General features: G+C 71.2%; 18 protein-coding genes and 2 tRNA genes. 9 read left to right on the top strand and 11 right to left on the bottom strand.

Going from position 1 to position 19,979, the window contains the following annotated elements; genetic code table 11:
* Nucleotides 1-159, top strand: coding sequence for a hypothetical protein (locus AB0I32_RS11690; protein ID WP_357505990.1), 159 nt, complete (start codon nt 1-3; stop codon nt 157-159).
* Nucleotides 160-174: 15 nt separating this feature from the next.
* Here the strand turns inward: AB0I32_RS11690 and AB0I32_RS11685 are convergent, their stop codons facing one another.
* Nucleotides 175-663 carry a MarR family winged helix-turn-helix transcriptional regulator gene (locus tag AB0I32_RS11685; protein ID WP_357505988.1) on the bottom strand — a complete coding sequence of 163 codons (489 nt, stop codon included), beginning with the start codon at nt 661-663 and terminating at the stop codon, nt 175-177.
* Between the two features lie 28 nt (nt 664-691).
* On the opposite strand from AB0I32_RS11685, the gene AB0I32_RS11680 reads away from it, so the two are divergent.
* A complete protein-coding gene (locus tag AB0I32_RS11680) occupies nt 692-1,573 on the top strand; it encodes an alpha/beta hydrolase fold domain-containing protein (protein WP_357505986.1) in 882 nt (293 codons plus the stop codon).
* On the opposite strand, the gene fdhD is transcribed toward AB0I32_RS11680, so the two are convergent.
* Nucleotides 1,546-2,358, bottom strand: a complete 813-nt coding sequence (gene fdhD / locus AB0I32_RS11675; RefSeq protein WP_357505984.1) for a formate dehydrogenase accessory sulfurtransferase FdhD — start codon at nt 2,356-2,358, stop codon at nt 1,546-1,548. The genes AB0I32_RS11680 and fdhD overlap by 28 nt on opposite strands.
* Nucleotides 2,359-2,522: 164 nt before the next feature.
* Between fdhD and AB0I32_RS11670 the strand changes: the two genes are divergently transcribed.
* Nucleotides 2,523-4,520, top strand: coding sequence for a hypothetical protein (locus tag AB0I32_RS11670; protein WP_357505982.1), 1,998 nt, complete (start codon nt 2,523-2,525; stop codon nt 4,518-4,520).
* Nucleotides 4,521-4,610: 90 nt separating this feature from the next.
* Nucleotides 4,611-6,926 carry an FdhF/YdeP family oxidoreductase gene (locus AB0I32_RS11665; protein ID WP_357506012.1) on the top strand — a complete coding sequence of 772 codons (2,316 nt, stop codon included), beginning with the start codon at nt 4,611-4,613 and terminating at the stop codon, nt 6,924-6,926.
* 96 nt (nt 6,927-7,022) lie between these two features.
* Here the strand turns inward: AB0I32_RS11665 and AB0I32_RS11660 are convergent, their stop codons facing one another.
* The 3 genes from AB0I32_RS11660 to trmB all read right to left on the bottom strand — a co-directional run bounded on the left by AB0I32_RS11660 (nt 7,023) and on the right by trmB (nt 10,039).
* The gene (locus tag AB0I32_RS11660; protein WP_357506010.1) at nt 7,023-8,660 is read right to left on the bottom strand and encodes a cation acetate symporter; all 1,638 of its coding nucleotides are present in this window, start codon (nt 8,658-8,660) and stop codon (nt 7,023-7,025) included.
* Between the two features lie 11 nt (nt 8,661-8,671).
* Nucleotides 8,672-9,010 carry a DUF485 domain-containing protein gene (locus AB0I32_RS11655; protein WP_357505980.1) on the bottom strand — a complete coding sequence of 113 codons (339 nt, stop codon included), beginning with the start codon at nt 9,008-9,010 and terminating at the stop codon, nt 8,672-8,674.
* A gap of 231 nt (nt 9,011-9,241) precedes the next feature.
* Nucleotides 9,242-10,039, bottom strand: coding sequence for a tRNA (guanosine(46)-N7)-methyltransferase TrmB (gene trmB / locus AB0I32_RS11650; protein WP_357505978.1), 798 nt, complete (start codon nt 10,037-10,039; stop codon nt 9,242-9,244).
* A 181-nt stretch (nt 10,040-10,220) separates the two neighbouring features.
* Between trmB and AB0I32_RS11645 the strand changes: the two genes are divergently transcribed.
* A complete protein-coding gene (locus tag AB0I32_RS11645) occupies nt 10,221-10,511 on the top strand; it encodes a hypothetical protein (protein WP_357505976.1) in 291 nt (96 codons plus the stop codon).
* Between the two features lie 12 nt (nt 10,512-10,523).
* Here AB0I32_RS11645 and AB0I32_RS11640 read toward each other — a convergent pair whose 3' ends face one another.
* Nucleotides 10,524-11,099, bottom strand: coding sequence for a TetR/AcrR family transcriptional regulator (locus AB0I32_RS11640; RefSeq protein WP_357505974.1), 576 nt, complete (start codon nt 11,097-11,099; stop codon nt 10,524-10,526).
* An 86-nt stretch (nt 11,100-11,185) separates the two neighbouring features.
* Between AB0I32_RS11640 and AB0I32_RS11635 the strand changes: the two genes are divergently transcribed.
* Nucleotides 11,186-12,187 carry an alpha/beta fold hydrolase gene (locus AB0I32_RS11635; RefSeq protein ID WP_357505972.1) on the top strand — a complete coding sequence of 334 codons (1,002 nt, stop codon included), beginning with the start codon at nt 11,186-11,188 and terminating at the stop codon, nt 12,185-12,187.
* Here the strand turns inward: AB0I32_RS11635 and AB0I32_RS11630 are convergent.
* Both AB0I32_RS11630 and AB0I32_RS11625 read right to left on the bottom strand, forming a co-directional pair.
* A complete protein-coding gene (locus tag AB0I32_RS11630) occupies nt 12,178-13,428 on the bottom strand; it encodes a HupE/UreJ family protein (protein WP_357505970.1) in 1,251 nt (416 codons plus the stop codon). The two genes, AB0I32_RS11635 and AB0I32_RS11630, sit on opposite strands and share 10 nt — an antisense overlap.
* Nucleotides 13,425-16,934 (bottom strand): metallophosphoesterase, encoded by a 3,510-nt coding sequence (locus AB0I32_RS11625; protein ID WP_357505968.1) that lies wholly within the window; start codon nt 16,932-16,934, stop codon nt 13,425-13,427. Before AB0I32_RS11625 ends, AB0I32_RS11630 begins: the two co-directional genes overlap by 4 nt.
* 193 nt (nt 16,935-17,127) lie before the next feature.
* Between AB0I32_RS11625 and AB0I32_RS11620 the strand changes: the two genes are divergently transcribed.
* Nucleotides 17,128-17,439, top strand: coding sequence for a hypothetical protein (locus AB0I32_RS11620; RefSeq protein ID WP_357505966.1), 312 nt, complete (start codon nt 17,128-17,130; stop codon nt 17,437-17,439).
* A gap of 48 nt (nt 17,440-17,487) precedes the next feature.
* On the opposite strand, the gene AB0I32_RS11615 is transcribed toward AB0I32_RS11620, so the two are convergent.
* The 3 genes from AB0I32_RS11615 to AB0I32_RS11605 all read right to left on the bottom strand — a co-directional run bounded on the left by AB0I32_RS11615 (nt 17,488) and on the right by AB0I32_RS11605 (nt 18,132).
* Nucleotides 17,488-17,560, bottom strand: a tRNA-Lys gene (locus AB0I32_RS11615).
* 106 nt (nt 17,561-17,666) lie between these two features.
* Nucleotides 17,667-17,742 (bottom strand) — tRNA-Lys (locus AB0I32_RS11610).
* 93 nt (nt 17,743-17,835) lie between these two features.
* Nucleotides 17,836-18,132: a co-chaperone GroES gene (locus AB0I32_RS11605; protein ID WP_357506008.1), complete on the bottom strand. Its 297-nt coding sequence runs from the start codon at nt 18,130-18,132 to the stop codon at nt 17,836-17,838.
* Between the two features lie 148 nt (nt 18,133-18,280).
* Here AB0I32_RS11605 and bcp point away from each other — a divergent pair, with 148 nt between their 5' ends.
* Both bcp and AB0I32_RS11595 read left to right on the top strand, forming a co-directional pair.
* Nucleotides 18,281-18,760, top strand: a complete 480-nt coding sequence (gene bcp / locus AB0I32_RS11600) for a thioredoxin-dependent thiol peroxidase (protein WP_357505964.1) — start codon at nt 18,281-18,283, stop codon at nt 18,758-18,760.
* A complete protein-coding gene (locus AB0I32_RS11595) occupies nt 18,760-19,971 on the top strand; it encodes an acyl-CoA dehydrogenase family protein (RefSeq protein ID WP_357505962.1) in 1,212 nt (403 codons plus the stop codon). Before bcp ends, AB0I32_RS11595 begins: the two co-directional genes overlap by 1 nt.
* Nucleotides 19,972-19,979: the final 8 nt, after the last annotated feature.

The following is a 19,979-nucleotide window of genomic DNA, read 5'->3' as shown; positions in this document are numbered from 1 at the left end:
ATGCCGGAACAGACCGCGACGCAGGCCGGACGGCCGGCCCCGGAGCCGACGTCGAACCAGGTCCCGCGACTGGTCGTCACCTGGTTGGTGGTGACCGTCCCGCTGGCCTACGGCCTCTTCCAGACGATCAGGAGCGTCATCCCGCTGTTCGCGGGGTAGGGCTGTCCGTCCGCCTCACCTCGTGCGGCCGTCCTCCAGCGCACCACGCACCGCCGCGAGGATCCGCGCGAGGTGGGCGAGGTCGCCGTCGGGCACACCCGTGCCGTGCAGCACCGCTGCCGCCTCCTGGTCGAGCGTCGGCAGCGCCTCGTCGAGGACCTGCTGCCCGGCGGGTGTGAGCGCGAGGAACGACGAGCGGCCGTCCTCCGGGTTGGCGGCGCGGCGCACCAGGCCGTCGCGCACCTGCCGCTCGACCCCCTTGCTCGCGGCACCCACCGTGATGCCGAGGCGCCGGACCACGTCCGAGACCCGGCAGTCGGGAACCTCGGCGATCACGCGAAGCAGGTCGATCCGGCCCAGCCCGTGGCCGTGCAGGCCGCGCAGCCGGGCGTCGAGCAGGGTGTAGAGCCGCACCTCGACGCGGACGAGATCGTCGAGCAGCCGCGCGCCGGCGGATCCCGCGTCCCGAGGAATAGATTCCTGGGAATCTTGTTTGGCTTCCATGGAATCTATCTTCGGGCATGGAGGAACAATGGACCAGAAGTCGCTCGCCGAGCTCCGCACCTTCTACGCGTCGTTCGGTCAGATGCCGGTGCCGGAGGGCACCCTCGTGTCGGAGACCGCGCTCGGGGACGTCCCGGCGCTGGACGTCGCCGTACCGTCCGTCGCCGACGACGCCGGTGTCCTGCTCTACCTGCACGGTGGCGGCTACGTGATCGGCGCCGCAAGCACCGGCGTCCCGCTCACCGCCGCGCTCGCCGCACGCGCCGGCCTGCGCGCGCTCTCCCTCGACTACCGGATCGCTCCCGAGCACCTGTTCCCCGCTGCCGTCGACGACGCGCTGGCCGCGTACCGGGCCCTGCTCGACGACTACGACCCGGCACGCGTGGTTCTCGCGGGCGACTCAGCAGGCGGCGGCCTCGCCCTGGCGACGCTGCTGGCCGCGCGCGACGCCGGGCTGCCGCTCCCCGCAGGGGTCGTCGCCTTCTCCGGCTGGTTCGACCTGACGCTGTCCGGCGCCAGCCTCACCGGCAAGGAGAGCGTCGACCCGGTGTTCGACGCCGCCGACATCCAGGAGTACGCGAACGAGTACCTGCCGGAGGGCGCCGACCCCAGCACCCCGCTCGCGAGCCCGCTGCTGGGCGACCTGCGCGGCCTGCCGCCGCTCCTGCTCCAGGTCGGCTCGTACGAGGTGCTGCTCGACGACTCCACGGGCCTCGCCGCCCGCGCCGCTGCCGCGGACGTGGAGGTGACCCTCGAGGTCTACCCGGGGAGCCCGCACGTGTTCCAGCACCACCACGCCACGGAGCCGGCGGCGGCGCGGGCGATGGACAGCGCGGCCGCGTTCCTCGGACGCGTGCTCGGGCAGGACCGCGGTCCGGCGGATCAGACCACCCGGTCCGCCCACGTGTAGACGTTCATCGAGTCGCCGCGCACGAAGCCGAGCAGGGTCAGGCCGCACTCGTCGGCCAGGTCCACGGCCAGCGTGGACGGTGCCGAGATCGCGGACAGCACCGGGATCCCGGCCCGCGCGGCCTTCTGCACCAGCTCGAACGACGCCCGCCCGCTGACCTGGAGGATCGTCCCGGCAGCTGGCAGGGCGCCGTCGCGCAGCGCCGCCCCGACCACCTTGTCGACGGCGTTGTGCCGGCCGACGTCCTCGCGGACATAGAGGGGCTCGCCGTCGGCGGTGAACAGGCCCGCCGCGTGCAGGCCGCCCGTCCGGTCGAAGGCGCGCTGACGCTCGCGCAGCAGGTCGGGCAGCGCGGAGATCACGTCCGAGCCGACGGTGACCGGGTCGCTCGCGACCGGCCAGCGCAGCCCTGCCCGCACCTCCACCACCGTGTCGGACCCGCAGACGCCGCACGCGCTCGTCGTCGCGAAGGCCCGCTGCCGCGGGGGCTCGACGCCGCGCGCGAGCGCCACCTCGACGGTGTTGTCCTCGTCGGGGCACAGCCGCATCGCCACGATGTCGTCCGGCGCGGCCACCGCGCCCTCCGAGACCAGCCAGCCGGCCACGAGGTCGAAGTCGTCGCCGGGAGTGCGCATCGTCACGGTCAGTGTGGTGCTGCCGGGTGCCGGACCTGGATCGACCAGCCGGACCATCAGCGGTTCCTCGACGGCGAGCGTGTCCGGGCGTGCCGCACGTGCGCCCTCACGGACGCGAACGACGCGCCGTCGATCGGTGACGACTCCCATGCCGTCATCCTCGCACCCGCACCGACCGAGATGTCCAGCGCGGGAAGCCGGGCGACAACCTTCGGCGCCTCGGGCAATTCACCCGTTAGTTTCGTCGAACGCCGTCGGCAGAAGGCACAGACTCGGTCTGCAGGGGGAACCAGCAGCCAGCGATGGAGCGACTCATGGACAGACTCGTACCGGTCACCAGGCTCGCGATGACAGCTGTCGCATGCACCAGCCTGCTCGTGGCGCCCCTGGCGGCCGTCCCGGCCACCGCGGCACCTGCGGCGCAGGCAGTAGAGCCCATACCCTCCGACATCCTCGCGACACCGGAAGATCTTGCCGACCTCGGCACCGTCCGCGACGTCGCGCTCGCGGGAGACTCCGTGCTCGTGGAGGTCGCGACCCCTGCCGGGCCGCACGTCTACCACCGCCCGCTGGCGGGTGGCGAGTGGTCGGACACCTGGGGCGGCCACGTCCTCGCCGGGGACCTCCTGGCGGCGGAGAACGACGTCGTGCATCTCGCGGCCGGCGGCACCGAGGTCCTCGCCTGGTCCCGCGACGGCGGCGGCAGCCGCGAGGTGCCGCTCGGCACCGTGCTGGGCCACGGCGGGGAGTGGATCATCTACACCGTCGAGCACTCGCCCCTCGACCGGCTGTTCACCCAGCCCATCACGGGTGGCGAGGAGGTCTGGCTCAGCGAGCCGAACGACGGCTACGGGGACCTCGACCCGGCCCTCGGTTACGCGGTGGACGGCAACCGTGCGTTCGTCGCGCACCCCGGGGTCGACTGGCTGCCCGAGCGGGGGGCGGAGACCTGGTCCTATCCGGCCTCCCAGGGCAACGACGCGCTCCGTTCGGACACCGAGGCGTGCCGGGTCCTCCCGGGCGCCGACACCGTCGAGGTCGCCGACGCCTTCGGCCGGTTCGCCCTCATGGCCTGCACCGACGGCGGCGCGGCGCTCACGCTCGACGACCAGGAGGTCTACACCCACATCCCGGTCTCCGCCGGCCTGCGGTCGCAGGACCTGTCGCTCGGCGCCGGGTTCGTGCTCGGCCGGTCGACGTCGGACGGCGCGCTTCTCGTGGTCCCCTACCTGGGCGGTACCGCGGGCACACTGGGCTCGACCACCGCCTTCGACCTGAACGACGCCGGCACCGCCGTCGCCTTCGTGGACGAGGCCCAGAACGCGCGTCTCGCGAGCGACCTGCAGGAGTGGTCCTCCGATCCGGCGACGGAGATCGTGGACAACGCGGCGCCCGTCGTCGGCGCGCCCGTCCACCGCTACCTCGGGACCACCGCGAACGGTTCCGTCGAGTTCGAGGTGGAGGCGTCCGGCACGGACCGGGCGACCCCACCGTTCCGCGCGACGGGTGTCGCGGAGCACGACTACCGCTACCGCCTGCGTCCCGCCGGCTCGACCGAGTTCGGTGACTACGCGCCCGTCGACGGCCAGCCCTACCCAGCGGGCGCGACGGTCTGCTGGTCCGCGACGGCGACCGACCGCGCCGGGAACACGAGCCAGTGGTCGGCCGAGACCTGCACCACCGCCGAGCGTCCCGCCCTCGCACCCACGTACCTGCCGGAATGGCCAACGGCCGCCGACATGAACGAGAACACCGGCGTGAACACCGTGTCGCCGAAGTACTCCTGGGGCACGACCGACCGGACGGTCACGGCGTACCAGGTGGGGCACTGGCTCGCCCGGGGCACGAACGTCTCGCTCCCCGCGACGGAGACGCTGTCCGGCGACACCGGCTCCGCGAGCTACGTGCTCAACGAGGGCGACCAGCGCTGCCTGCGCCTGCGCGCGCAGGACCAGGCGGGGTGGAGCGCCTGGACCGGCTGGTCGTGCGCGGCGGCCCCCATGGGCACCGACACGATGAACGGCGGCAACAGCACCGGCCCGTACTCGCACTACGCGAGCCCGGACAAGGGCCTGTACTCGGCGCGGCAGATCATCGGGAAGTCCGCCCGCGTGAAGGTGCACACCGGACCCTCGTACGGGGTCGTGAAGGTGTACATCGGGACGACGCTCCTTGGCTCCTTCGACGCGTACTCGGCGACCAACGGCGTCCGGTACGTGAACTTCGACGGGACCGCTCGCGTCACCGGCAACCTGCGTATCGCCGCTGCTGACAAGTACATCCGGGTCGGGGAGATCTACCTGCTCCGCTGACCCTGCCGGAGGGGGCGGGCTTCGCCGAAGCGGCGTCCGCCCCCTCCCGCGGGCGGGTGAATCCGGCGTAGGGTCGCAGGTGTGACCGACGTGAGCGACGAGGCCCGCACCGACGCCCCCGAGAAGAGCCTGCGCGTCGGGCCGCCCAAGAACAGTGCGGCGGGGGTGCCAGGGGTGGTCCATGGCCTGGCCCACGTCTTCGGGGAGGCGGGCGTCGCGAGCGGCCTGCGCACGCTGCCCCTGCTCAACCAGCACGGCGGCTTCGACTGCCCCGGCTGCGCGTGGCCGGAGCCCGGCAAGCCGCACCTCGCCGAGTTCTGCGAGAACGGCGCCAAGGCGGTCGCCGAGGAGTCCACCCGCAAGCGCGCTGACGCGGCGTTCTTCGCGGAGCACCCGATCTCCGAGCTGGCGACCTGGACCGACCACCGGCTGGGCAAGTCCGGCCGTCTCACCGAGCCCATGCTGCGCGACGAGGGCGCCGACCACTACCGGCCCGTGCCCTGGGCCGAGGCCCTCGACCTGGTCGCGTCCGAGCTCCGCGGCCTGGACTCGCCGGACCAGGCCGCGTTCTACACATCGGGCCGTACCAGCAACGAGGCAGCGTTCGTCTACCAGCTCCTGGCGCGCAAGCTCGGCACGAACAACCTGCCGGACTGCTCGAACATGTGCCACGAGTCCTCCGGCACCGCCCTGGTCGAGACGCTGGGCATCGGCAAGGGCAGCGTGTCCCTCGAGGACATCACCGACCACGCCGACCTGATCGTCGTCGTCGGGCAGAATCCCGGGACCAACCACCCGCGCATGCTCAGTGCGCTCGAGGAGGCCAAGGACCGCGGCGCGCGGATCGTGGCCATCAACCCGCTGCCCGAGGCCGGGCTGCAGACCTTCAAGAACCCGCAGCGGGTGCGCGGTGTGGTCGGGCCGGGCACGAAGCTCGCCGACCGGTTCCTCCAGGTCCGCCTGGCCGGCGACCTGGCCCTGTTCCAGGCGGTCAACCGCCTGCTCCTGGAGGCGGACGACGATGCGCGCACGGCCGGGCACCCGGGGGTGCTCGACCACGAGTTCATCGCCGAGCACACCTCGGGCTTCGCCGACGCAGCAGCCGCGTGGCGCAGCCTCGACTGGTCCGACGTCGATGCGGCGACCGGCCTGGACCGGTCGGAGATCGAGGACTTCGTGGGCGACGTCCTCGCCGCGGAGAGGATCATCGTCTGCTGGGCGATGGGGCTCACCCAGCACAAGCAGGCGGTCGCGACGATCCGCGAGGTCGTGAGCTTCCTCCTGCTGCGCGGGAACGTCGGCCGGCCGGGTGCGGGCGCCTGCCCGGTGCGCGGGCACAGCAACGTGCAGGGCGACCGCACCATGGGTATCTGGGAACGGCCGACCGAGGCGTTCCTCGACGCGCTGGCCACGGAGTTCGACTTCGAGCCGCCGCGCGCCCACGGGTACGACGTCGTCGACACGGTCCGGGCCCTGCGCGACGGGCAGCTCAAGGTCTTCATGGCGGTGGGCGGCAACTTCGCCGCCGCCACCCCGGACAGCGCCGTCACGGAGGCCGCGCTGCGCGACGTGCCGCTCACGGTGCACGTCTCGACCAAGCTGAACCGTTCGCACGTCCTGCCCGGCAAGCGGTCCCTGATCCTGCCCTGCCTTGGGCGCACCGAGCGGGACCGCACGGGCGGCCGCGAGCAGGTGGTGACCGTCGAGGACTCCATGAGCGTCGTACACACGTCCCGGGGGCGCCTGGCCCCGGCGTCCGAGCACCTGCGCAGCGAGACCGACATCCTCTGCGACCTCGCCCGCCGCGCCCTCGGCCCCGACGACGAGACACCCTGGGAGGAGTTCGGCAGCGACTACTCGCGCGTCCGCGACTCGATCTCGCGCGTCGTGCCCGGCTTCGACGACTTCGAACGGCGGGTCGCCGAACCCGGCGGCTTCGTGCTGCCGCACCCGCCCCGCGACGCCCGCCTGTTCCCGACCACGACCGGCAAGGCGAACTTCACGGTCAACGAGCTCGAGGTCGTCCAGGTCCCCGAGGGCCGCCTGCTGCTCCAGACCGTCCGCTCCCACGACCAGTTCAACACCACCGTCTACGGCCTCGACGACCGGTACCGCGGTATCAAGGGCGGACGGCGCGTCGTGTTCGTGCGTCCAGAGGACCTCACGGCCCTCGGGTTCGTTGACGGCGACACGGTGGACCTGGTCAGCGAGTGGACGGGGCGGGACGGCAGCACCGAGGAGCGCCGCGCCCAGGGGTTCCGGGTCGTCGCGTTCCCGACGGCGCGCGGGTGCGCCGCCGCGTACTTCCCGGAGACGAACGTGCTGGTGCCGCTGGACCACACGGCGGACCGCAGCAACACCCCGGCGTCCAAGTCGGTGGTCATCCGCCTCGAACCGGCCCGTTGAGCGTTGGTCCCTGAGAACAGCTGAGTGCTGGGTATCTGCCCTCCAGACACCTCCGGAAGGACAGATACCCAGCACTCAGCGGGGTGGTTCAGGCGGTCAGTGCGCGGTCGCCTTCTCGGCGCCCGCGCCCGTGAGGGAACGGACCTCCATCTCGGCGTACTTCTCGGGGTGCGACCGCTCCTTGCTCAGGAACGTGCCGACGATGCCGAGCACGAACGCGAGCGGGATGGTCACGATGCCCGGGTTGTCGAGCGGGAACCAGTGGAAGTCGATGGCCGGGTTGCTGATCATCGACTTGCTGAGCCCGGTGACCGGGTCGGCGGGCTTGCCCGACACGACCGGCGAGAAGATGATCAGGATGATCGTCGAGCTCAGGCCGCCGTAGATGCTCCACAGAGCGCCGGACGTGTTGAACCGCTTCCAGAACAGCGAGTAGATGATCGTCGGCAGGTTCGCCGACGCCGCGACGCAGAACGCCAGCGCCACGAGGAACGCGATGTTCTGCCCGTTGGCGAAGATGCCGCCGATGATCGCGATGATGCCGATCACGACCACCGTCCAGCGGGCCACCTTGACCTCGCCGTCCGGCGCGACCTGGCCCTTCTTGATGATCGAGGCGTAGATGTCGTGCGCGAAGCTCGTCGCCGCCGTGATCGTCAGGCCCGCCACCACCGCGAGGATGGTCGCGAACGCGACCGCCGCGATGATGCCGAGCAGGATCTCGCCGCCGAGCTCGAACGCGAGCAGCGGAGCCGCGGAGTTCTGCCCGCCGGGTGCCGCGAGGATCGTCTCAGGGCCGACCAGCGCCCCGGCGCCGTACCCGAGCACCAGGGTGAACAGGTAGAAGATGCCGATCAGCCAGATCGCCACGACCACGGACTTTCGGGCCTCCTTGGCGGAGGGCACCGTGTAGAAGCGCGTGAGCACGTGCGGCAGACCCGCGGTGCCGAGCACCAGGGCCAGCGCGAGGGACAGGAAGTCGAGCTGCGACAGGGCCGTGGCCCCGTACTGCAGACCGGGCTCCAGGATCGCGTCGCCCTTGTCGCCGGCCATGTCCACGGCCCCCTGCATGACTGCCGACAGGTTGAAGCCGAAGAGCGCGAGCACCCAGACCGTCATGATGCCAGCGCCCAGGATGAGCAGCGTCGCCTTGATGATCTGCACCCACGTGGTGCCCTTCATGCCGCCCACCAGCACGTACAGGATCATGAGCGTACCGACGATCGCGATGACGAGGCCCTGGCCGGCCTTGTCGGTGATGCCGAGCAGGAGCGCGACGAGGCCGCCCGCACCGGCCATCTGCGCCAGCAGGTAGAAGAACACGACGGCGAGCGTGGACAGCGCGGCTGCCAGCCGGATCGGCCGCTGCTTCAGCCGGAACGACAGCACGTCCGCCATGGTGAACTTGCCGGTGTTCCGCAGCAGCTCGGCGACCAGCAGCAGCGCCACGAGCCAGGCCACGAGGAAGCCGATGGAGTACAGGAAGCCGTCGTACCCGTTGATGGCGATGGCGCCCGCGATGCCAAGGAAGCTCGCCGCGGACAGGTAGTCGCCGGCGATCGCGACGCCGTTCTGCGTACCGGTGAAGTTGCGGCCGCCGGCGTAGAAGTCCGCCGCGGTCTTGTTCTCCCGGGACACCCAGAAGACGACGACCAGGGTGACCACGACGAATGCGCCGAAGATCCCGATGTTGATCCAGACGTTGCCGACGTTCGTCGCCGCTGCCGCGGCCATGACGGTCCCGTTCACAGCGCGCCCTCCTCGATCTCTTCGCGCAGGGCCTTGGCCCGGGCGTCGAACTTGTTGTTCGCCCACCGCGCGTAGAGCGTGGTGATCACGAAGGTGGACACGAACTGCAGCAGCCCGAAGATGAGACCGACGGTGAAGTTGCCGCCCACGCGGATGCTCATGAAGTCGTGTGCGTACGTGCTCATGAGCGCGTACAGGAGATACCAGACGAGGAACAGCGCGGTCATCGGGAAGACGAAGTTCCGGAACGCCTTGCGCAGGCTCTGGAACTCTTCCGATCTCTCCACGCGCTGATAATCGGTTTCCGTGGGCTCTGAAGCCCCTACGTCACTCATGACGCCTCCATTGGCTCATGGGGGCGCGCGCCTAGCCCGCGACCCGGTGCGCGCTTCGCACCTTGGCCCAATGTGCCGCACTTCACATGCCGGGGGCAAACAGATCACACGGTGGATTTCCGGACTTGACCAAGTCGTTATATTTCGCGGAGTCCATGTAGAGATCTCGAAAATGGACAGGTCACGGCCGTGCGAGTTGGCGTGCGGATCGGCGCGGCGGCTGGGGCCACATCAGCGCCGCACGTACTCCAGGTCGGCGATCTCCCGGCCGGCCTGGTGAGCCTTGCGCTCGAACCCCGTGAGCACGCGCCGCTCGAACCGCGGGGCGACGCCGCCGGGCTCGTGCGCGTTGGTGAGGTCGGCATCCGCCTCCAGCACCTCGACCATCTGCTCGGCGTACTCCGCCCAGTCGGTCGCGAGCCGCAACGTCCCGCCCTGCCGCAGCACGCGGGCCGCGAGCGCCGCGAACTCCGCGGTGACCAGGCGACGCTTGTGGTGGCGCGCCTTGTGCCAGGGGTCGGGAAAGAAGACCCACAGCTCGTCCACGGACCCGGCCGGGAGCGTGGTCTCGAGCAGCTCAGCCGCGTTGGCCTGGACGAGCCGCAGGTTCGGCAGCCCGTCCTGGCCGAGGGCCGCTCCGACCCGCTCAGCACGTGCGATCGTGTGGGCGAGCCCCGGCTGGTAGACCTCCACGGCGAGGTAGTCGCGTGCCGGGTCGGTGGCGGCGGCCTCGACCACTGCGTCGCCGAGGCCCGAGCCGATCTCGACGACGAGCGGGGCCCGACGTCCGAAGACCGCCTCGACGTCGAGCACGAACTCCGGGTGCACCGAGGTGCGTGCGACCGCCCGGGGCACGTCGACCAGGTAGGCACCGTGCCGCGCGGCCCACATCCGCTTCTGCTTGTCCGTGAGGCGGCCGGACCGCCGCACGAACGACACCGGCTTGGTCCGGAACCCCGCCAGCTCGGGCCGGTCCGCGGCGTCGGGCTCGTGGGCGGCGTCGGGCTGGGGAGGTACGGGCTGGCTCACGGGTAGAGCGTACGAGGTGGCGGCAGAGCGTTGCGTATCCGCAAGGATTCGGGACCCGGCGCGCACCCCCGCGGCGACGGACGGCAGTCTGGGGCAGACGCCCGGATCACCCAGCGAAGTCAGGACTGCGCATGCTCGCCGCCGCAACCGCCATCGACGTATGGCAGCAAGGCGAGCGCCCATGACCGAACGCGGCGCCTGCTCCCACGTCGAGCTCGACGGGCGCCGGATAGTCGTCGACCTGTCCGACGGCGACCTCGAGCGGCTCACAGCGATAGCGCACCGGCGCCGCATCGACGGTCCGCAGCTCGTCCTCGAGTGGATCCGGCGCGGGCTGCTGGGCAACCGTAGCTGGGCCGATCCGGGCGAGCGCCACGCCCTGCCCGACCGGGTGGCGCGGGACGTCGAGGTCGCGCGGCAGTCCGAGGATCTCTTCCGTGACCTGCTGGGCAGCCCTGCTGATCCCGACTGATCCGCAGGGCGGTCAGATCCGGCCCACCTCGGTCTCGAGCATCGCCACGGCCTCGGCCGGTTCGAGGTCTCTGACCAGGACCCGCAGGGTGAGGCCGTCGGCCAGGGCGAGCAGGCGCCGGGCCTGCTCCAGGGCCGCCTGGTCGGCGCCGTCGGCAGGACCGCCACGGTCGGCCTGGATGAGCCGGACGCACTCCTCCTCAGCCCCTCGCCGGGCCTCGGCCAGCACCTGGCGGACGGCGGAGTGGTTGATCGACTTCGCCACGTAGGCGTACCAGACGCTGACGCCCGTCCGGCCGGCGTCGTCCCGCGGGATCTGCTGGCTCACCACGTGCAGCAGGCGCTCGCGCGGTGCTGCTTCGGCGGTCTCCTGATAGCCGCCGTGCGCACTCTGGACGAGCGCGGTGCAGCCGGCCAGGACGAGCGCCTCCTTGGTGCCGAAGTAGTGCTGGATCCGGCCCATCGAGACGCCTGCGGCCGCCGCGACGTGCCGCAGGCTGACGCCCTCGATCCCGTGCTCGGCGATCACCAGCCAGAGCGCATAGACGATCTCCCAGCGACGTTCCTCGTGATCGACCACTTTCGGCATGCACCCAGGGTACCAATACGTTCGCATCGTAACGTGTTACGATGCGAACGTATTGGAAAACGACCGCACTCCGAGAGGACCCTCCGATGCGTAAGAACCACACCGGACCCAAGCGCCGCCGGTGGCCGGTCGTCCTGCTGGCGATCCTGGCCACGGTCTCGACGAGCGGCCTGGTGCTGCTCCTCGCGACCAGCAGCCCCGGCGTCGGCCACTTCCGCACGCCGGGAGCGCGCCAGGCCTACGAGGACGCCTACGCCGAGGCGCTCGGCCGCCTGCCCGAACCCACCGAGACGCACGACATCGAGACGACCTTCGGCACGGTGCGCGCCTACGCCTGGATCCCGGAGGAGCAGTCGGACACCACCCCCGTCGTCCTGCTGCCCGGACGCTCGTCCGCGGCGCCGATGTGGGGCGACAACCTGCCGCACTACATCGAGCACCGCACGGTCTACGCCTTCGACGTCATCGGTGACACGGGTATGTCCCAGCAGACCATCCCGATGCGCGACGTCGGGGACGCGGCGCGCTGGGTCGACGAGGCGATGGCGAGCCTCGAGCTCGACCGGGTACACCTGGTGGGCCACTCGCAGGGCGGCGGGCTCGCGGCCGCCGTCGCGGTGCGGTACCCGGACCGCCTGGCCAGCCTCACGCTGCTTGAACCGGTCCTGACCCTGAGCGCGCTGCCGCTCTCGGTGGTGTTCGCGAGCATCCCGGTCTCGCTGACGTTCCTGCCGGAGTCGTGGCGCGAGGCGGCACTGAACCAGATCGGTGGTGTCGAGAACGAGGAGGTCGACCCCGACGACCCGCTGGCGCGGATGATCAACGTCGGCGCTGAGGGCTACAGCTCGTCAGGACTGCCCAACCCCGTTCAGCTGACCGATACGGAGCTGAAGAGCCTGCCCATGCCGGTGTACGTGGCGATCGCGAGCGACTCCCCGCTGGCCGGGGGCGAGGCGGGGGCGGAGAAGGCGAAGCTGATCCCGGACGCGCAGGTCAAGGTCTGGCCCGACACCACCCACTCCCTCCCGATGCAGGTGGCACCGGCGCTGGACGCGGAGCTGGAGACGTTCTGGGCGGCTCATCCGTAGGTCAGACGCTCCACCACCCAGTAGAGGGCCACCGCCACGATGCCCGCGGTCGCCGTTCCGAGCACCCAGCGTGCGGTCCGCGGGGCTCGGACACGCAGCAGCACCAGCAGCGGGAACACAACGGCGATGAGGCCGAGCTGCACCGCCTCGATGCCCACGTTGAACGACAGCAGCGACCACAGCAAGGTCCACGACCAGGCCGCGTCGATGCCGAGCGCGCCCGCGAACCCGACGCCGTGCACCAGGCCGAAGGCGAACACGACGGGGAGCCGCCAGCGGTCCCAGCCGGTCAGCTCGTCCCGGGTCCCGGCCGGGGCTCGCCACCGCAGGGCATCCCTGATCGGGGCGGACGTCGTCCCGCCGTCACCGCGCACCAAGCTGGACACGCCGGCACCACCCCGCCCCCGCCAGATCAGGTACAGGTCCACCGCCGCCACCACCGCGATCGACGCGGCGATCACCGGCTCGACCACGATCGCCGGCACCGACACCACACCCAGCGCAGCGAGCAGGAACGTCACCGAGTGCGCGACGGTGAACGCGGTGGCGGTCCAGACGACGTCGCGCAGCCGACGGGCGCCGATCAGCAGCGCCAGCAGGAAGAGCACGTGATCGAGCCCGAACAGGAGGTGCTCGCCGCCCAGCACGAAGAACTCCCCCACCTGCTTGAGCAGGCGGTTCTCCCCCGTGGTGAGGGTGGGCGACGCCGCGGTCAGCACCGCGGAGCCTTCCTCCTCGTCGAGCGTGTACCGGATGATCGTCTCGGTGGAGTGCACGAACGACTCGGCGTCCGGGAAGAGGGCGCTGGAGACCTCGTGCACGCCCTCCGGCTCGCCGTCGCACGCGAACGAGTAGGTCAGGGAGGCGTACGGTCGTTCCCCGCGCTCCACCACGTCGGCGGCGTCGAGCGAGGGGGCGCACGGCTCGCCGTCGTAGGTGACGACGAAACGGCCGGTCACGTAGTCGTCGACGGCTCGCTCGTGCTTGTCGAGCTGTGCGAGCTGGTCCGCCCGGCCGGTCGCCTCGTACGCCTCGGCCCGCAGCCAGGCGGACTTCATGAGCAGGTCGTACTCGAGGTCGAGGACGGCGGTCACGTCCGCCGTCGGCCCATCCCCAGCAGACGGGGTCACCTCCGCGTAGACGTCGCTCGTGGCGTCGTGCGCCCACGCGGCCTGCCCGACGGCGGGGCTGCTCACCACTGCGAGCAGCCCCGCCAGGGCGACGGTGTGGCGGAACCTCAACGCCGCGCCGTGGTGAAGTACGCCGGCGAGGCCGTCGTCGTGCCGCCCCCGGAGGTGCGGGCCGTGACGAACCAGGCGTAGGTGCGGTCCGGCTTGAGGCCGGTCCACCGGACCGAGGCGACCTCGCCCGAGGACACGGTGTCGCTGCCGATCCGGTCTACCGGGTCGTACAGCACCACTGACTCGGTCGTGAACGACGTCGTGCGGGAGGTCAGGTCGACCGGCAGCACCATGTTGTCCTCGAGGCCGTTGTACCGGTGCTCGGTGTCGTACTCGGTGGCACCGAACTCGCCCAGCAGCGGCGAGTAGGTGTCGATGGACACCTCGCCGCGGTCGACGTCGAACTGCAGCATCCGGAAGAAGGACGCGCCGAACTGGAGCTGGTCGGCCGGGTCGTAGCCGCCGATCTGGGTGAGCCCGAGCTGGCCCGCGGACACCGTGTAGAACTGGTAGTCCGCCAGCAGCTCGACCACGCCCCCGCCGATGTCACCGACCACGGGCGGGCGCACGTTGGTGCCCACGCCGTGCCGGTGCCCGGCCAGCACCAGGAACACGTTCGGGTTGTCCTTGACGAGCAGGTTGTACAGCAGCGGCCCGTCCGACCCGCCGAAGTTGGCCCCGCGCCCGTCGGGCTCCGTTGACGGCTCCAGGTAGTCGTGCGTGAGCAGGACGCCGTTGCGGTCGGAGTAGCGGTCGAAGATCGACGCCGCCCACTCGGCCTCGTCCCTGGTCACGCCGTAGGACAGGCCCACGACCACGAAGTCCAGGCCGCCGGCCGAGAACAGGTCGTAGTGGTTCTCGTTCGAACCCGGCGTCATCGAGCCGCCGTACGTCGCGTTCTCCCAGTCCTCGGCGAGCGCCTCGTACCGGTCCGGCCCGAAGTGCTCGTCGAACAGCTCGGGGTCGGTGCCCGACTGGTTGTCGTGGTTGCCGGCGACGACGCCGTTCGGGATGCCCGCCGCGTCGATCCGGCCCTGCGCCTCGGACGCGAACGCGAACTCGCCGGCCACCTGCTCCTCGAGCTGCGGCGGGATCGCCCGGATGTTGTTCTCGATGATGTCGCCCGTGTGCGCCACGTAGGCGATCTTGCGCTCGTCGGCGTTGTCGACGATCCAGTCCATGACGCCCGTGTAGCCCTTGGCCCAGACGGCGCGCTCCTCGGCGGTCTCCTGCTCGACGGCGCCCTCGGTCAGGTACTGCGTGTCCGTGTAGTGGACCATCGAGAAGTCGTACCCGGCCGGGTCGGCGAAGCCGTTCGGGTCCCCTGGATCGATGTCGTCGGCGAAGGGGTCCTCGCCGGTGACCATCGCGTGCACCTTGCCCCGCAGCACGTAGTCGCTGGTCACCGCGCCCTCCAGCACGGTAGCTCCGTCGACGGCGCCGCGCGCCGAGGCCACGACGTCCCAGGCGTCGGTGTCGGGGTTCCAGGCCCGCAGGCTGACCAGACGGGCCGGGTCGGCGGTGCCCTCCCAGCGCAGCACCGGCGCGTCGACGCGGCCACGGACCGGCACGTCGAACCGCTGGTAGGTGACGTCGCCCGACGCCGGCGAGTCCGCGGACCGGTCGTCGCCCGGCTCCAGCGCCCGGGTGCTCAGCTTCTTCTCGCCCCGCACGCTCAGCGTGCTCGGGACCTCGGGCGCCTCGCCCTGCCAGGCCTGGCTCGGCGTGAGGATCTCGGCGCTGGAGAAGGTAGCGGTGACCCGGCCGTCGTCGGGCTCGGCGACCGTCGCGCGCAGGGTCGCGGTGCGTCCCACGTCCGAGGTGCCCGACGCCGGTGCGACGTTGGCGGGCACGTCCGGGATCCCGGCACTGACGAACGGGATCTCGTGGGTGACCTCGTTACCGAGACCGTCCGTCGCGGAAACCTCGATCGTGTGGCTGCCCGCGGCGAGGCCGGGTCCGACCGGGTCGCCCACGGCGATCTCCTCGCCGTCGAGCGTGATGTCGGGGCCCTGCACCACGCCGGAGGCGTCGTCCACCGAGACCGCGAGGGGCACGGTGGTGGTGAGCCGGTCGCCGTCGGCGGGCGTGGCGGAGACGAGGGCCGGGCCGGTGTTGTCCGTGAACAGGGCGCGGGTGGCGGTCTCGCCGGTCGTGGAGGTGGCGGCGAGCTTGTGCTCGCCGTCACGCAGCGAGGCGGTGTCGACGTCGGCGCGCAGGCCGCGCGCGGGGGCGTCCACGGCGAAGGTCACGGTGACCTCGCGCAGGGCGGTGCCGCTGGAGCCGCAGGTGCCGTCGCCCATCGAGTAGGAGGGCTTCAGCCCGACGCCGGCGGCGGTGCCCGCCGCGGGGGTCAGCGCGAGGTTCGAGATGGTGAAGTCGTCGCGGTTGCAGTCGCCCGCGAAGGTGCCGGTCACCACCTTGACGGCGTTGTCGCCGGGCCGCAGCCACTCGTTCGGGATGACGACGCTCGCGCGCTGGCTCGCGTAGGAGCCGCCGAGCGGCATCTCGATCCCGTTGACGACCAGCAGGTTGGCGGCGTTGCCGTCCACGGCGTTCGATCCGACGTTGAACGAGAACGCCGCGTCGCCGGAGCCGAGCGTCGCCGTGGTCTCCACCGCTTCGCCGTCGACGGTGAGCTCGGCGGTCGCGCCCTCGCCATCCGCCGGGCGGGCGCCGATGACGGTGACCGTGCCGTTGGCGAGCGTGCCGTCGGTCGGGGTGAGACGCGGGGCGCCGACGGGCGCGTTGTTCACGCGGACCTGGTGCGCCGTCGCGTCGCCGTCGGCCGTGCGTGCCTCGATGGTGTGCTCGCCGTTCTCCAGCGTGGTCGTGTCGAGGTCGGCGCTGAGCCCTGTGGTGCCCTGCGGGTCACCCTGCAGGAAGAACGACAGCTCGGCGCGCAGGAGCAGGCTCGTGTTGGTGCCGCAGCTGCCGTCGCCGAACGAATAGGTGTACTCGTTCTCCTCGCCGTCGGCGGTCTCGCCGAGCGGCTCGAGCGTGAAGTCGGAGAGCACGAAGTCGTCGTGGTTGACGCCGCAGTCGGTGCTGATGGTGCCGGCGACCACCTCGACGGTGTTCTCGCCGGTCACGAGGTACTCGTTGGGGATCTCCAGCTCGACGCGCTTGCTCACGGCGTCGGGCAGATAGATCGGCTCGGAGCCGTTCACCGACACGTAGTTCTTGTAGCGCGCCTCGGTCGAGTTCGTCGCGACGTTGTAGCCGAGGACCGACGTACCGAGCGTCTCGGTGGCGCCCGGCACGTCGGCGCCGTCGACGGTGAGGCGTTCGACGTCGTCACCAGGCGCGACGGGTTCGGCCGCGACCGGTACGGTCCCCTCGAGGAACTTGCCCTCGTCAGGTGTGAGGACGGGGCCGCCCGCCGCCGGGTCCGCCGGCTCGTGCGGTGCCGTCGACATAGCACCGGCAGCGGTGCCGCCGGCCTCCGCGGGGGCGGCGGACGACGACGTCGCGGCCCACCCCGTCATGGCGAGTGTGACCGCCGCGACCGCCGCGACGAGACCGGCCTGCTGCCGACCTCGCTGTTTCCTGGTGACTGGCCGCATGGCCGTCCTCCCTGTGGTCCGTGAAAGGTGGACGGCCCTGAGCACGCCCGGAGGTCAACCTGGACCGGGCGGGTGAACAGAACGGGTGCGGGAGGCAACAACCGGACAAATAGTCCATTGGGCCGGGTGAAGGGGCAGGTCAGCGACTACCTCGGGCCTGGGTGAACTTGCTGTCACGTCCTAGGCTCCGCACATGGCGAACCCTGACGACCAGATCCAGCTCTGCTGCCTCCTGTGGGCACACCCCGGTCAGGAGGCGGCGCTGACCGCCTATGAGGACCAGGTGCTGAAGCTGCTGCCCGAGCACGGCGGCACCGTGGTCCAGCGCGCGGTGTCCGACGGCACGGAGGGCCGGCCGCACGAGGTCCAGCTCTTCCGGTTCGAGAGCCAGGGCGGCCTGGACTCCTACCTCGCCGACCCCCGGCGCACGGCGCTGGAGAAGGAGCGGGACCGGGTGGTGGCGGGCACCGAGGTGTTCCCGGTCGAGCTGCTGCCGGGCACCTGAACGGGAAATGCGAAGGCCCCCACCGTGGTGGGGGCCTTCGACGTGATGTGCGCCATCATGGACTCGAACCATGAACCCGCTGATTAAGAGTCAGCTGCTCTGCCAATTGAGCTAATGGCGCCTGCGACGGAAAGATTACCAGGGCTTGGACCCTCTGGCTCACCATTACTTCCGCCTCACGACAGCCCTCGCGCACGCCCTCGAGAGGAGCCTGCTGGACCGCCGTCTGGTGCGCCATCATGGACTCGAACCATGAACCCGCTGATTAAGAGTCAGCTGCTCTGCCAATTGAGCTAATGGCGCCTGCGACGGGAAGAAACACTACCAGGACCTGCGCCGTCACCGGAAACCGAACGGGCAGCCCGGCCCTGTGAACTGCGCGACAGACCGACCTGCCTACAGGTACAGGCCCGTCGAGCCGTCCGCCTCGTCCCGCTCGGCCACGCCGTGCACGTCGCGCTCGCGCAGGAGCACGTAGTCGCGGCCCGCCAGGTCCACCTCGGCGCGCTCCTCGGGGTCGTAGAGGACGCGGTCCCCGACATCGACCTGGCGCACGTGCTCACCCTTCGCCACCACGGTCGCCCACGCGAGCCGCTTGGGCCCGACGGCGGTGGCCGGGATCACCAGGCCGCCCGTCGAGTGCCGCTCCGCGGAGTCCGTCTCCGGCTCGACCAGCAGCCGGTCGTGCAGCATGCGGATCGGGAGGTTGCCTGGCTTCGTAGCGGCGTTCGTCACAGCGGGGGTGCTCACAGGACAACGCTACGCGACCGGCGGAGAGTGTTGTCCACAGGTCCCGCCGGACGGGCCGCCGTCGGCCCGCGAGGCGGCTACGGTTACTCGCATGACCACACGTCTCGAGACCGGGGACAAGGCTCCCGACTTCACGCTCCCGACCGCCGACGGCTCCACCGTCAGCCTCGCCGACCTGGCGAAGAGCACCGACAAGGGCGTCATCGTCTACTTCTATCCGGCCGCCGCGACGCCGGGCTGCACCAAGGAGGCGTGCGACTTCCGCGACTCCGAGGCGTCCCTGCTGGGCGCGGGCTACGCCGTCGTGGGGATCTCGCCCGACAAGGTGGCCAAGCTGGCGAAGTTCGCCGACGCCGAGGCGCTCACCTTCCCGCTCGCGTCCGACGAGGACCACACGACGCTGGAGGCGTACGGCGCCTGGGGCGAGAAGCAGAACTACGGCAAGACGTATGTCGGCGTCATCCGCTCCACCTTCGTGGTGAACCCGGACCTGACGGTCGCCGAGTCCTTCTACAACGTGAAGGCGACAGGCCACGTGGCCCGGATCCGCAAGGTCCTCGGGCTCGACTGATGGGCTCGCCCGCCGACCTGCTCGACATCGACTCGGAGCTGAGCTCCGCTGAGCTGGCCACGCGCGACCGGGTCCGCGAGTTCGTGGACCGGCGCGTCCGGCCGGGCATCGCCCGCTGGTTCGCCGACGCGTACTTCCCCCGCGAGCTGGTGCCCGAGCTGGGCGAGCTCGGCCTGCTCGGCATGCACCTGGACGGCTACGGCTGCGCCGGCCGCTCCGCCGTCGAGTACGGGCTGGCCGCGCAGGAGCTGGAGGCCGGCGACTCCGGCATCCGCACCTTCGTGTCGGTGCAGGGCTCGCTGGCGATGTCGGCGATCCACAAGCACGGCTCCGAGGCACAGAAGCAGCGGTGGCTCCCCCGCATGGCGACCGGTGAGGTCGTGGGCTGCTTCGGGCTCACCGAGCCGGGTGCGGGCTCCGACCCGGCGAGCATGACCACGCGCGCCCGGTTCGTGCCGGGCAGCGAGGGCGGCGAGGCCGGCGGCGAGTGGGTGCTGGACGGCGCCAAGCGGTGGATCGGCATGGCCTCGTTCGCGGACATCGCGATCGTCTGGGCCAAGGTCGCCGAGCCGGCCGAGGGCGGCGGCGAACGGGACCGGGTCCGCGGGTTCATCGTGCCGACGTCGACGCCGGGGTTCGCGGCAGTGCCGATCGAGCCGAAGCTGTCGATGCGCGCGTCCGTGCAGTGCGACATCACGCTGGAGGGTGTCCGCCTGCCCGCGGACGCCCTGCTCCCGGAGCACCCCGGCCTGGCAGGGCCGTTCGCCTGCCTGGACGAGGCGCGCTACGGCATCGTGTGGGGCACCGTCGGCGCCGCGCGGGACGCGTTCGAGGCCGCGCTGGCCTACGCCAAGGGGCGCGAGCAGTTCGGCACGCCGATCGCGGGCTTCCAGCTCACGCAGGCCAAGCTCGTGGACATGGCGCTGGAGATCACCAAGGCGCAGCTCATGGCCCTGCGGCTCGGCAGGCTCAAGGACGCCGGGCGGCTGGAGGGGCACATGATCTCGGCGGGCAAGCTCAACAACGCGCGCATCGCCATCAACATCTGCCGCGAGGCGCGCACGGTGCTGGGCGGCAACGGGATCACGCTGGACCACTCGCCGATGCGGCACGCCAGCAACCTGGAGTCGGTGCGCACGTACGAGGGCACCGACGAGGTCCACACGCTCGTGCTCGGACGACACATCACGGGACTCGCCGCGTTCCGCTGACCTGCACG

This window comes from Promicromonospora sp. NPDC050249, from assembly GCF_040656015.1.
Taxonomy (GTDB): Bacteria; Actinomycetota; Actinomycetes; order Actinomycetales; family Cellulomonadaceae; genus Promicromonospora.
This window is presented reverse-complemented; position numbering and strand designations above follow the sequence as displayed.

Excerpts from the sequence above, each read along its gene's own strand:
- AB0I32_RS11690 (WP_357505990.1), top strand. The coding sequence starts at position 1 with ATGCCGGAACAGACCGCGACGCAGGCCGGACGGCCGGCCCCGGAGCCG.
- AB0I32_RS11685 (WP_357505988.1), bottom strand. The coding sequence starts at position 663 with ATGGAAGCCAAACAAGATTCCCAGGAATCTATTCCTCGGGACGCGGGA.
- AB0I32_RS11680 (WP_357505986.1), top strand. The coding sequence starts at position 692 with ATGGACCAGAAGTCGCTCGCCGAGCTCCGCACCTTCTACGCGTCGTTC.
- fdhD (WP_357505984.1), bottom strand. The coding sequence starts at position 2,358 with ATGGGAGTCGTCACCGATCGACGGCGCGTCGTTCGCGTCCGTGAGGGC.
- AB0I32_RS11670 (WP_357505982.1), top strand. The coding sequence starts at position 2,523 with ATGGACAGACTCGTACCGGTCACCAGGCTCGCGATGACAGCTGTCGCA.
- AB0I32_RS11660 (WP_357506010.1), bottom strand. The coding sequence starts at position 8,660 with ATGGCCGCGGCAGCGGCGACGAACGTCGGCAACGTCTGGATCAACATC.
- AB0I32_RS11655 (WP_357505980.1), bottom strand. The coding sequence starts at position 9,010 with ATGAGTGACGTAGGGGCTTCAGAGCCCACGGAAACCGATTATCAGCGC.
- AB0I32_RS11645 (WP_357505976.1), top strand. The coding sequence starts at position 10,221 with ATGACCGAACGCGGCGCCTGCTCCCACGTCGAGCTCGACGGGCGCCGG.
- AB0I32_RS11640 (WP_357505974.1), bottom strand. The coding sequence starts at position 11,099 with ATGCCGAAAGTGGTCGATCACGAGGAACGTCGCTGGGAGATCGTCTAT.
- AB0I32_RS11635 (WP_357505972.1), top strand. The coding sequence starts at position 11,186 with ATGCGTAAGAACCACACCGGACCCAAGCGCCGCCGGTGGCCGGTCGTC.
- AB0I32_RS11625 (WP_357505968.1), bottom strand. The coding sequence starts at position 16,934 with ATGCGGCCAGTCACCAGGAAACAGCGAGGTCGGCAGCAGGCCGGTCTC.
- AB0I32_RS11620 (WP_357505966.1), top strand. The coding sequence starts at position 17,128 with ATGGCGAACCCTGACGACCAGATCCAGCTCTGCTGCCTCCTGTGGGCA.
- AB0I32_RS11605 (WP_357506008.1), bottom strand. The coding sequence starts at position 18,132 with ATGCTGCACGACCGGCTGCTGGTCGAGCCGGAGACGGACTCCGCGGAG.
- bcp (WP_357505964.1), top strand. The coding sequence starts at position 18,281 with ATGACCACACGTCTCGAGACCGGGGACAAGGCTCCCGACTTCACGCTC.
- AB0I32_RS11595 (WP_357505962.1), top strand. The coding sequence starts at position 18,760 with ATGGGCTCGCCCGCCGACCTGCTCGACATCGACTCGGAGCTGAGCTCC.